General features: G+C 61.0%; 11 protein-coding genes. 3 read left to right on the plus strand and 8 right to left on the minus strand.

Features of this window, described 5'->3' with window-relative positions; genetic code table 11:
• Positions 1-20: 20 nt before the first annotated feature.
• Positions 21-905 carry a DMT family transporter gene (locus tag QCD60_RS11440; RefSeq protein ID WP_279785332.1) on the minus strand — a complete coding sequence of 295 codons (885 nt, stop codon included), beginning with the start codon at positions 903-905 and terminating at the stop codon, positions 21-23.
• Between the two features lie 321 nt (positions 906-1226).
• Here QCD60_RS11440 and QCD60_RS11445 point away from each other — a divergent pair, with 321 nt between their 5' ends.
• On the plus strand, positions 1227-1712 hold the full coding sequence (locus QCD60_RS11445) for a CesT family type III secretion system chaperone (protein WP_279785335.1): 486 nt from the start codon (positions 1227-1229) through the stop codon (positions 1710-1712).
• A 23-nt stretch (positions 1713-1735) separates the two neighbouring features.
• The gene (locus tag QCD60_RS11450; RefSeq protein WP_279785337.1) at positions 1736-2122 is read left to right on the plus strand and encodes a hypothetical protein; all 387 of its coding nucleotides are present in this window, start codon (positions 1736-1738) and stop codon (positions 2120-2122) included.
• On the opposite strand, the gene cfa is transcribed toward QCD60_RS11450, so the two are convergent.
• Both cfa and QCD60_RS11460 read right to left on the minus strand, forming a co-directional pair.
• A complete protein-coding gene (gene cfa / locus QCD60_RS11455) occupies positions 2097-3287 on the minus strand; it encodes a cyclopropane fatty acyl phospholipid synthase (protein WP_279785339.1) in 1191 nt (396 codons plus the stop codon). The genes QCD60_RS11450 and cfa overlap by 26 nt on opposite strands.
• A gap of 588 nt (positions 3288-3875) precedes the next feature.
• Positions 3876-4694 carry a FecR family protein gene (locus QCD60_RS11460; RefSeq protein WP_279785341.1) on the minus strand — a complete coding sequence of 273 codons (819 nt, stop codon included), beginning with the start codon at positions 4692-4694 and terminating at the stop codon, positions 3876-3878.
• 186 nt (positions 4695-4880) lie between these two features.
• On the opposite strand from QCD60_RS11460, the gene QCD60_RS11465 reads away from it, so the two are divergent.
• Positions 4881-5666 (plus strand): arylamine N-acetyltransferase, encoded by a 786-nt coding sequence (locus tag QCD60_RS11465; protein WP_279785343.1) that lies wholly within the window; start codon positions 4881-4883, stop codon positions 5664-5666.
• Positions 5667-5822: 156 nt separating this feature from the next.
• On the opposite strand, the gene QCD60_RS11470 is transcribed toward QCD60_RS11465, so the two are convergent.
• The 5 genes from QCD60_RS11470 to QCD60_RS11490 all read right to left on the minus strand — a co-directional run bounded on the left by QCD60_RS11470 (position 5823) and on the right by QCD60_RS11490 (position 11891).
• Entirely contained in the window at positions 5823-6725 is a 903-nt protein-coding gene (locus tag QCD60_RS11470; RefSeq protein ID WP_279785345.1) for a drug/metabolite transporter, read from the minus strand.
• Positions 6726-6900: 175 nt separating this feature from the next.
• Positions 6901-7725 carry a phosphonoacetaldehyde hydrolase gene (gene phnX / locus QCD60_RS11475; protein ID WP_279785347.1) on the minus strand — a complete coding sequence of 275 codons (825 nt, stop codon included), beginning with the start codon at positions 7723-7725 and terminating at the stop codon, positions 6901-6903.
• Positions 7726-7743: 18 nt separating this feature from the next.
• Complete coding sequence (locus tag QCD60_RS11480; protein ID WP_279785349.1) at positions 7744-8922, minus strand: 2-aminoethylphosphonate--pyruvate transaminase; 1179 nt, start codon at positions 8920-8922, stop codon at positions 7744-7746.
• A gap of 89 nt (positions 8923-9011) precedes the next feature.
• The gene (locus QCD60_RS11485) at positions 9012-10757 is read right to left on the minus strand and encodes a putative 2-aminoethylphosphonate ABC transporter permease subunit (protein WP_279785351.1); all 1746 of its coding nucleotides are present in this window, start codon (positions 10755-10757) and stop codon (positions 9012-9014) included.
• A 33-nt stretch (positions 10758-10790) separates the two neighbouring features.
• Positions 10791-11891, minus strand: a complete 1101-nt coding sequence (locus tag QCD60_RS11490; RefSeq protein WP_279785353.1) for a putative 2-aminoethylphosphonate ABC transporter ATP-binding protein — start codon at positions 11889-11891, stop codon at positions 10791-10793.
• Between the last annotated feature and the right edge of the window lie 47 nt (positions 11892-11938).

Consider the following 11938-nt stretch of genomic DNA (forward strand, 5'->3'; position numbering starts at 1 on the left):
CTCTGCTGTTCACGGTGGGCTTAGCCTGGTTTGTTGCACCAGCTGGGCTTGATCAGCCCGGTCGACAGCAGGGTACCGGCGAGAATCACTGCCGCGCCTGCCAGCATCTGACTGCTGACCGCTTCCTGCAGGAACAGATAGCCCCACAGCATGCCAAACACCGGAATCAGGAAGGTGACAGTGATGGTTTTACTCGGACCAATGCGCGATACCAGCCGGAAAAACAGGATGTACGCCACGCCGGTACAGGCAATACCCAGCACCAGCACCGACAGCCACGACGACAGACCGATGCTGTGCTGCGGCAGATACAGGGCCGCCAGTGGGGTCAGCAGGATAAACCCCGCCAGCTGGCTACCGGTGGCGATCACCAGTGGGTCGATACCTGACAGGTATTTGCGTGTGTAGCTGGCCGCGACGCCATAGCTGCAGGTCGCCAGCAGGGCCGCCACGATGGCCGGACCGGTGCCATTGCCGGTGAAGCTGACCTTGCCCCAGACCAGGGTGATGACACCGGCAAAACCGATTAGCAGACCCAGCACTTGTGCCAGCGTCAGCCGCTCCTTGACCCAGACAAAGGCAATCAGGGCCCCCCAGAGCGGTGTGGTGGCGTTGAGAATGGAGGTAAAACCTGCCGTCATCGACAGGGTGGCATAGCTCAGGAGTACAAAAGGCAACGCTGTATTCAGCACGCCGACGATGGCCAGCTTGCCGGGATGGTCACCCAGTTTGCGCAGTTTGCCGGTAAAAATGAGGATACCGACCAGAAACACCGAGGCGATACCGAGGCGCACCGCCACCAGAGCGATCGGCCCGAAGGCTGGTACGGCAATGCGCATAAACAGAAAGGAAGCGCCCCATAGCGCTGCCAGCATAAGAAGTTCGCCCAGATCCTGGGTACGCATGATAGTGCTCTCTTGCCGGACCATACCGGTATGCGAGGAAGAAAGCCTTGGCCACGGTGCAGCGGTGCAAGGCACCGGCCACTATAAGCCAGACCGCTGGTGCCCGCCATCGTACGATCTGTCGGTGCACGCGATTGAAAAGATCCACTGTCGCTGACTGATCCGTGACCACCACTTCTTCAGCGTTTCGATTTGTCTGGTTTCAGCTCACGGGATCGTGAACAGTGTGGCCCGGCGGTCCTGTCTTGACAGGGGTGAACCAGATGCACTGCACAGGCCACTCATCGACTGTTCTCAGGAAGGCTTTGCAGGAGTGATGGATTGAATACGCTACAGGCACGTATCAGCATGGAGCTGTTTCTGGTCCAGCGCGGTTACGCCAACCCAGGCGATAGCCTGTTTGATGGTGCCGGGCAGGCCACTTTTCGCAGCAGTTCAGGGGTGGAGTGCCTGTTGTGGATTCCGGAAGGTCAGACCTGTTTGTATTTCTATGCCCCGGTGCTGGAGTTGACCTATGTGGGCGATGCCACCCTGCTGGCGGAAGCGCTGGCCCTCAATCTCAACCCGGCACTGACTCAGGGCGGCACACTGGCCCTGAACCCGGCCAATGGCCATCTGCTGTTGCGTCATACGCTGGATATGGCGATTGATGCGGACGGGCTGGAACGGCAGATGGAAGCCTTCCTCAGCAGCGCCGGGCAGTTGCGCGAGCGTTTCCAGCGCGCCCAGCAGGCGCCGGTGACGGACCCGACCCAGCGCCCTATTCCGCCTTTCAATACCCGGCTGCAGCAACGTCAGTTCCGTTGAAGGAAGACTTCAGGGAGTTTGCCATGACCATCAAGATCACCCCGACCACCACCGTGCTACCACAGGATGGCAGCCAGCCGACAAGCAAGGGCTGGCAATGGGGCGTCAGCTCACCGGCGCTGGATGCCTTGCGCCACCTGCCATTACCCCGCCAGCAGCCCGCTTCCTCTGCGCTGACACAGGCACAGCGCCAGCAGCTGGCGCCGTTGCTGCAACAGCCGGTGGACTGGCAGGGCCTGCCCGTCGCGGAGTTACTGCATGGTATGCCTTCGCTGTTTAGCGGTGGTGCAGCAGTGGCGCCGGGTGCAAAGGCTGAGGAACAGGCACCCGAAGCAGCTCCTGCGCAGAATGAGCAGGAGCCGCTGTCAGGCCATCACCGCCCGCTCAGCGCGGAGCGTGATAGCGGCTGAGGGGAGACAGGCGTTTACGCAGTACCAGCTGATAGAGCTGCAGTGAGCGGCTGCGGAATGCCCCGGCGCAGATTTTCAGGTAGTAGGTCCACATGCGATAGAAGCGGCTGTCGTAGTTGCCCTGCAGCTGCGGCCAGGCCGCATCGAAGTTATCAAACCAGGCCATCAGGGTGCGGTCGTAATCCGGGCCGAAGTTATGCACATCTTCAATGACGAAATAAGGCTCACAGGCTTCGCTGATCTGGGTCAGCGAGGGAATGGCGCCGTTGGGGAAAATGTATTTGTGAATCCACGGATCGGTGCCCAGCTGCGATACATCGCTGCCGATGGTGTGCAGGACGAAGATGCCCTCATCCTTGAGCAGACGATGAGCCGTGCTCATGTAGATGTCGTAATTTTTCTGTCCGACATGCTCGAACATGCCAATCGACACCGCCTTGTCGAACTGCCCCTGCAGGCTGCGATAGTCCATCAGGGCAATCTCTACCGGCAGACCGGCACAGCGTTCTTCGGCCAGCGCCTTCTGTTCTCTGGAAATGGTAATGCCGGTGACATTCACCCCGTAATTGCGTGCGGCCAGCTCAGCAAAACTGCCCCAGCCGCAGCCAATTTCCACCACGGATTCACCCTGCTGTAACTGGGCTTTACGACAGATCAGATCCAGCTTGGCCAGCTGGGCCTGATGCAGGTCAGCTGCGTCTTTCCAGTAGCCACAGGAATAGGCCATGGTGTCATCCAGCATGGCGCGGTACAGATCATTACCCGCGTCATAGTGCTGCTCACCCACCTGATAAGCGCGCTTTACCGACTGCAGATTGAACAGCCGGGCCATCAGCCAGTGTTTGATGAACACCCAGCGCCCGGTGATGTGCCGCTGCAGTTCGGCGGCCAGTACCCGGCTGATCATCTCGTCCAGTTGTTCGCAATCCCACCAGCCATCGATAAAGGCTTCGCCGACGCCGAGACTGCCCTCGGCAAAAGCACGGTTGTAGAACTGCGGGTTGTGAATCTGTGGGTCCCAGGGGTTGGGGCCGTTGAGGCTAATCCCGGCTTTGGCCAGCTGGCTGGCCAGCCAGTATTCCGCCTGCCGTGAGGCGGTCTTGCGGGTGCCGTGGGTACGGCTGCTTTCGAGGTCTTTGTCTAAGCTGTCAGCTGTAACTGCCATTGCGCTCTCCCGTCCTTAGCGCACTGGTCTGCCCTCGGCACGGACAGGCCAGTGTCTGCGTGACTTAACGACCAGTGCATCTGGTACGCGAACGAATAGACAACCCACATGGGGGATATGGCGACGGATGCTTTCCGCCTGATGCTGCGACCTATCCGACAAGGCTGTCTGTGAGTCGGGTGATGGATGTCAGAACCTTATCTGCGCTCTGCCCGGCTTCGATTCGGTGACGATGCTGCTGCCCGAATTCGATCAGGTGATAGTAAAAAATATCCCAGCAAGAACGACGCCAAATATCACTATGACGCCAATAAGCAAAATCCATTACCCGCAGTCTTGGGTCACGCCACCGGGCTATTCAAGGCAGCTACCTGCAGAGCCATGATTTTTGCACGAATGTCAGGGGGTTAAACGTGAAATGACCGCCGAATCGGAGCAATTGAGCGCTGATCGCGGTGAAAAGACACTCTCTGGCAACCGCCTGTTGCATCAGATCAACGATACGGAGACGTGTCAGTCATGAGAAGGGATGAACGGCACAACCGGCCATGCCTTACCTTGAGGCATGGCCGGTTGCAGAGACAGGGGTTAACGCCCACTGCTGGTGCCGGTGGTGCCTGAGCTGCCGCCGCCGTCGATGGCCATGATACCAATGCCCAGCACGATGGCAGCCCCACTGACCCCCAGCGGGGTCAGGCTGGCGCCGTCAGAAGGGCCTTTGGCTGCGGCAGCTGCCGCATACCAGCCGCTGTCCTGCGGCAGCATCGCTGGTGCCCGGTCAAGAATGGTGATGACGCCGTTCTGGCCGTCAACATAGAAAAACTGCCCTGCCCGTACTACCCGCTGCTCGGTCGGGCTGGTAATGACAATGCTGCCACTGCTGACCCCACCGGCCAGCCCCGGCTGCGTCGCGTACTGTTGCCCGCACTGAACATCACAGAGAAACACCTGAAAATCCGTACCACGAATACCGATACTGGCGACCCGGCTGTTGAGCTGATAGTGCTCGGGATGGGTGCTGCCGATCTGTCCACTGAGGGAGCGCATGCCGCCCTTGATCAGCTCCAGTGTCACCTGCCCGTCACGTTGCTGCGGTTGCCACTGGTAATCGACCAGCCGCAGGCTGGAGTTGGCCTGCAGTGCCAGCCTGCCGTCATCCTGCATGCGAATATCCAGCCGGCCATCAGCGCCGGTTTGCAGTACGTCGTCATCCTGCACGGGAGCCCGCCGCGCCAGTGGCCGAGTCGCACCACTGGCATCGGTGGCCTGGGTCTGACCGACACTGAGCAGCACTTGCCCCACCGTTTCTGCGGCGTGCGCCAGATTGCCGGACAGACAGGCAGCGACCACCAATAGGGGGAGAGACGGCAGGCGGAAGCTGGGGGAAATAGCGAAAGGTTTGGCCATGATCAACGCTCATCTGCAGAAAGCCACGGGGCTCACGCTGATCAGTGTAGCAGTGGTCTGGCGGTGCACCAGTGCAGCAGCGATGGACGACTTTTTCGCAGCAGGCCAGCGTGAAATCACGCGGGCTGTTAGAATGCGGCTTCTTTTTTCGTTGGGCCATCGCCCACAGTGCACAGGGAGCTTGTCATGCACGCCGCCTCGCTTGAACTGCCCGCCAATTTCGACCTGTCTGCCTACTTGCAGCGCATCGGTTTCAGTGGCCCTGCCGGAGCCGATCTGGCCACCCTGCAGAGCCTGATGCGCTGTCAGCTGTTCAGCGTTCCGTTTGAAAATCTTGATGTGCAGGCGGGCAAGATCGTCTCCCTGCAGCCTGCAGATATCGTTGAAAAAATCGTCAATCAGCGTCGTGGCGGCTACTGCTACGAGGTCAACGGTATTTTCGCCATGGCGTTGCAGACCCTTGGTTTCGAGTTCCGCATGGTGGCCTGCCGGCCGATGTTCTACCCGGTGCGTCGCCCCAAGACCCACATGGCGCTGGTGGTGCATATCGATGGCAAGCGCTGGCTGTGTGATCTGGGCTTTGGCAGCTATGGCATCCGGGCACCGCTGGATCTGGATCAGCTGGATGAGGATATCGTGCAGGATTACGACCGTTTCCGGCTGAGTATGAGCAGCGACCGCGAATATCTGCTGCAGGCCTGGACCGACGGCCAGTGGGTTAATCAGTACGGGTTTGATCTGTACGCGCAGGAGTGGATCGACTTTGCCCCGGCCAACTACCTCAACTCCACCCATCCCGATGCAGTCTTCGTGCAGAAGCCGTTACTGGTACAACACCACAGCGACGGCCGCACCATTCTGTTTGGCAACAGCCTCAAGCAGATTCGTCGTGGTGAAATGGAACAACGACAGTTCGACGCCGAGGAATACCCAGCGCTGCTGCAGCAGTACTTTGCCCTGCAGCCTGTGTAACGCGTGAAGGCGTTATTGGTACTGGTGATCGTTAGCCGCCTGTCGGCTGTGACAGGCGGCTGATCCGCGACCCCGGCGAGTTGTCCGTCAGCTGGCCGGGGCTGGGGTGCAAGCCATCTGCTTTCCGCCCCTCCCTTCCCCCCTCTCCTTTCTGCGTTACCCCAGTGCCACCAGCAACAGGCCGATGACAATCACCGTTACGCCCAGTAGCCGCGGCGCAGTGGGAGTTTCCTTCAGCCAGACGATACCGGCCAGCACCCCGAGCGGGATCGACAGCTGGCGCAGGGCCACCACATAGCTGACGTCGGTGACGTAGGACATGGCAATCAGAATCAGCCAGTAGGTCAGCAGAATGGCAATGCCGGTGCTGGCCCAGACCTTCATCTGCTGGCGCTGCAGCAGGCCACGCAGTGTTGGCCGCTCCTGCTGGCCGAGCAGACAGACCGGCAGCATCCACAGCACCGAGCTGTAAGCCTGCAGGGTCAGATACAGGCTGCCCGCTTCAAAGGCGCTGAGACCGTGCTGACGCAGGACCCTGAGGGCCGCACTGTCGATCAGCGAATAGCCACAGGTGCCGAGGGCGGCCAGCAGCATGAAGCCCAGTGCCGGCGTGGCGTAGCTGCGCCAGTGCAGGGCGCTGAGGCGGGGCAGCGGCAGGATCAGGCTGCCAACAACGATGACCATCATCCCCAGCCAGTCGGCGGCGGTCAGCACCCGGTTATCCAGCAGCAGCCAGCTGATACAGGGCACCATCACCACCGGTAGTGCGCGTGCCATCGGATAGATCAGGCTGACATCGGCACGGGCGTAGGCCCAGGCCAGCCCTGCCATATAGACCGCCTGCGCCAGCCCGGTGCCCAGCAGCAGCCACCAGAAGGTGGCGGGCATGGCGGGCAGCTGCCACAGCAGGGAAAACACAAAGGGCGTGAACGCCAGGGCGCCGGCACTCATCGACAGGGTAAAGAAAGACAATGAGGGCGCGTGACGCTTGCCCATCAGGTTCCAGCCTGCGTGCATCATGGCAGAGAAGATAATCAGGCCGATGGCTATGGGACTCACGGTAAACCTCGTGGGCAGGAAGTGAGACAGGCAGGTGATCAAATGGGCAACAGTGTGAAGGGTTCAGCGCCGGTGCACCAATGCTTCAGACCGGTAAGCAGCGGCGCTGTGACGCGGCGGCAGGTGAGCGTGTCCGCGCTTTGGCCGCACAGCAGCCAAAGCCCATGACCCTGTCTCAGGGCTGTTCGCCGCACAGCAGACGATGCTCGATATCAGCCAGTACCCCCGGCAGTTCGGCGACGGAGTCGATGGCGTAGTGTGCCCCACAGCGCAGCATACGCTGACGGGCAGCGGCGCTGCGGCGCAGTTGCTGGTCCTCCGGCAGACTGTCCCACTGCTCCTGATCAAGGCCGATTTCATTGCCGGACACTGCCACGCCGACGGTCCACATCCCTGCTGCCAGCCCTTCTTCCAGACCGGTCAGGGTGTCATCGACTTTCACGCAGGCCTGCACGTTACCGATGGCCAGCTCCAGCATGCCTTTCAGACTCATGTGCGGATAGGGTCTGCCGTTCGGTACTTCGGTGGCGCAAACCACCGAGGCGGGCACAAAGCCCTGCTCGGCAAGGGCCGGTAGCATGGCGTTGAGCATGCTGCGGCTGTAGCCGGAGTTGACGCCGATCTTGATGTCCTGCTGCTGGCAATATTCCTGCGCTTCCAGCAGACCGGGGATCAGCTGGCTGCGCTGACCAATGGCGGCAATCTGGATTGGCTCAAAGGCGTGGTAGAGGCGGTCGATCACTGCCTCATCGGCGGCACCATGCTGTGCTGTCCACTCGGCGGCAATGCGCGGCATGGCCAGCAGCTGGCGGATATGTTCGCGTTTTTCCGTACCCATGGGCGCCCGCGCCTCGCTTTCGCTGATTGGCACGCCGTGCTCCTGAAACAGTTGCTGGAAGGCACGAATCGGCGCCAGTGAACCAAAATCGACGCAGGTGCCCGCGAGATCAAGGATAACGGCTTCTACGGGGCCGACGTAACGACGGGAATACTGGTACATGGTGTGACTCCTGAAATTTTACGCCTGGGCGACGGTTGATGAGCTCAGATGAGCGGGCAGTGGTACGGGCAGGCTCAGCCCCAGTTCCTGACAGGCTTCTGCCACGGCACTGACCAGCTGCTGCATCTGTGCTGCCGCCACCTGACCGATGCAGCCGATGCGGAAACTGTCCACCGCCGTCAGCTTGCCGGGATAGATGATGAAGCCCCGCTGTTTGAGGGCAGCGTAGAACGCTTTGAAATCAAACGGTGCCGGAGGGCAGAAAAAGGTGACGATAATCGGTGACAGCCAGTCGTCTTCCAGCAGGGTGCGAAAACCCAGCTGACGCATACCGGCCAGCATCACGTCACGATTATGGCGGTAGCGCGCCAGACGCCCCGCTACGCCGCCTTCTGCGGTGTGCTCCTGCAGCGCCTGCGCCAGTGCGGCGACCGTGTGGGTCGGTGGGGTATAGCGCCATTGACCCGTGCGCTCCATATACTGCCACTGATCGAACAGGTCGAGGCTGAGGGAATGCGCATTACCGGCACACTGCTGCAGCACCCCGGTGCGGATCAGACTGAAAGCAAAGCCGGGCACCCCTTCCAGACACTTGTTGGCGGAAGAAATCACCGCATCGAACGGCAGGCTGCGTGCATCAATCGGCAGTGCGCCAAAGCCGCTCATGGAGTCAATGATCAGGCTGCGCCCGGCGGCTTTTACCACCTCAGCGATGGCTTCCACCGGGTTGAGGATGCCGGAGCTGGTTTCACAGTGCACCACCGCCACATGGCTGATGGCGGGGTCTTCTGCCAGCAGGCGGGCGACTTCCGCCGGTTCAGGTGGCAGATAGTCACCCATATCGAGGCTGACGTAATCACGCCCCAGATAGTCACAGATTTTCGCCATGCGCTGGCCGTAGGCGCCGTTCATCAGAATCAGCAGCTTGCCGGAACGGGGCACCAGCGTCGCCAGCGTGGCTTCTACCGCATAGGTACCACTGCCCTGCAGCAGCACACAGCTGAAGTCGGCCTCGGCGTGGGCCAGGGCCAGCAGCTGCTGGCGGAGGGAGGCGGTCAGCAGATTGAAATCGTTATCCCACGAGCCCCAGTCCACCAGCATCGCCTGTTTGACGCTGAGGGTGGTGGTAATCGGGCCGGGAGTCAGCAGATAGCCGGGCTGGCGCGGGTTTGGCGCGGATGTGCTGTGATCGCTCATGGCGGTACCTTTCGCTAATGATGCCTGTTTCTAGTTATAGGGTGTCGGGGTCGTGGTCAGAGGGCCCGCTGCGGCGGGCCTCAGAACATTCAGGCTGGGCTGCGCCAGCGCTGGCTGCGCTGCAGCAGACCCTTGCTCAGCAGCCAGTGCAGTAAGCGGGCGACCATGCAGGTCAGCATGATCAGCACCGCCATCGCAGCCGCCGGGGCAATATCGCCGGCGTCATCCATGTTCAGTACCGATACGGAGGCCAGCATGGTCTTGTAGGAGTACAGGAAGACCACCGCCGACACCGTGGTCATGGCGTTGACGAACAGATAGGCGGCAATGTCCAGCACCGCAGGCAGACACACCGGCAGGGTCACCCGCCAGAAGGTCAGGTACTGCGGCACCTTGAGCGAGGCCGACACGGGCTCGAACTCCGGGTCGATCTGCTTCAGTGCGGTGACCGCCGTCAGATGGCAGACGGTATAGAAGTGCGCGATGGTGCAGATCACCAGAATCGCCAGGGTGCCGTACAGGCCGTTGAGCGGATTGGCCGGGTGATTGAAGAAGAAAATATAGGCCAGACCCAGCACCATGCCCGGTACCGCCAGCGGCAACAGTGCCATCATCTGGAACAGATGCTTGAGCCAGCCGAAACCGCGCAGCTTTTCCTGCAGATAAGCCTGAAAGAAGATAAAGCCGGTGCCGAGCAACGCGGTGTACAGCGCCATGCGCAGGGAATTCCAGTAAGCGCCCCAGCCGCCGCCGTCCATCAGATCAAACTGGTAATTGCTGAAACCCAGACTGAGGTTGTAGGGCCAGTATTTGACCAGTGAGGCGTAGATGGCCATGGCGATCACGCCGACAATGGCGATGCCGAGCAGCAGCATGCCGAGCAACAGCGTGCGGTCTGTCCAGCGCCGGGGCTGTGGCTGCAGGGGTACGGAGCGGGCGGTGATCAGCGCCGCCTGCTTGCGTTGCAGCCAGCGGTCGACGGCAAAGGCCAGCACCGCTGGGAACAGCAGGATGACGCTGACTGCCGCACCCATTTCAAAGTTCTGCTGGCCAATCACCTGTTTGTAGATGTCAGTGGCCAGCATGTCGTACTGGCCGCCAATCACCTTGGGTACACCAAAATCGGTAATCACCAGCGTGAAGACCACAAAGGCGGTGCTGATAATGCCGTATTTGGCGCTGGGCAGGGTGACGGTAAAGAAGATGCGCCAGGGCGAGCTGCCCAGCACTCGCGCTGATTCATACAGACGGGCGTCGGTATGGCTGAGGGCAGTCAGCATGATCATCATGGCGTGCGGCAGCACCCAGAAGCAGGAGGCGATGACGATCCCGATGGGGCCGTAGATGCTGTCTCCCAGCAACCAGCTTTTCAGCACCCCCTGATTACCGAACAGGTACACCAGACTGATGGCAGGCAGCAGTGACGGTGCCAGAATCGGCAGTGCCAGAATGACGCGGAAGCTTCTTTTCAGCGGCATGCAGCTGCGGCTCAGGGCATAGGCCGCCATAAACGCCAGACTGGTGACGATCAGGGTGCACACCAGCGCCATGGTCAGAGAGTGGCTGAGGGAGTTGTACAGGCTGGGACTGTCGGCATAGCGGGCGAAGTTGGCCAGCCCGACAAAGGCGCCGTCCTTGTTCTGCACGCTCTTCGACAGCAGGGTGTACAGCGGCATCACCAGAGCGATCAGCAGCGCCAGTGCGCCAATCAGCATGGCACCGCGCAGGATGATTTCATCACGGCTGAGGTGCTGGCGCAGTGGCCGCTGTCGGGCCGCCGTCGCAGGTCTGGCCGTCGTTGGTTTGGGCTGACGCAGGGTCAGGCTATCGTTCATGGTCGGTTCCTCCATGGCGCGGTACAGCTCGGCTCAATGGCTGAACAGATGCAGACGTTCGGCAGGCAGAGTGACATCCAGCTGCTGGCCGGGGCGGATATTCAGATCACGCAGCTCGTTCATGGAAATATCGGCCAGCAGTGGCGCATCGAGGCCATCGACCTGCAGGCGTGAGCGCATGAAGGAGCCGAGGAACTCCATCTGGGTAACAGTTCCCCGTACGCGGTTGCTGTCATCAGGCTGCGGGCGCAGGCGCACATCTTCCGGCCGGATGCCGAAGCGCACCTGCGCATGGGGGCTGAAGTCGCGGCATTTGTGGCAATGCAGGGTGCGGCCACCGATCTGCAGGGTGTGCTGGTCCAGTACCTCACCGCTGACGAAGTTCATCTGGCCGACGAAGTCGGCAACAAAAGCGCTGGCCGGAGCGCTGTAGATGTCCTGCGGTGTCCCCACCTGCTCTATTACCCCGGCATTCATCACTACGATGCGATCTGCCATGGTCAGGGCTTCTTCCTGATCATGGGTCACCATGATGGTGGTCACGCCGAGTTTGGCCTGCAGTGACTTGATCTCGTTGCGCAGGTGGGCACGCACCCGGGCATCCAGCGCCGACAGTGGCTCATCCAGCAACAGCAGGCCCGGTGAGGTGGCCAGCGCGCGGGCCAGGGCAATACGCTGCTGCTGGCCGCCGGATAACTGCGCCGGGTATTTGTGTTCGCTGCCGGACAGGCCGATGGTGGCCAGCAGCTCTGCCACCCGTTGCTGGCGCTGCTGGGCGGTGGCGCCGCGGTTGTGCAGGCCATAGGCGATGTTGTCGGCGACGCTGAGATTGGGGAACAGTGCATAGGACTGAAAAACGATGCCGAAGTCGCGTTCGCTGACCGGCAACAGGGAAATATCGCGACCGGCCTGATGCAGCTCACCGCTGCTCTGGCAGTCGAGGCCGGCAATGATGCGCAGCAGTGTGGTCTTGCCACAGCCGGACGGGCCCAGGAAGCAGATAAACTCGCCCTCGTTGATGCTGAGGGAAATATCCTTCAGCGCCTGAAACTGGCCGAAAAACTGATCGATATGCCTGAGTGTCAGGTAGGGAGCGGAGCCGGGGTGTGCGTCCGTGGGCAGCGTGGGGGTCATGGAAAGCCTCGTGGTCATAGGGGCCGATGGTGCAGCCGGTTCAGATC

The sequence above is a fragment of the Pokkaliibacter sp. MBI-7 genome (genome assembly GCF_029846635.1).
Lineage (GTDB): Bacteria > Pseudomonadota > Gammaproteobacteria > Pseudomonadales > Balneatricaceae > Pokkaliibacter.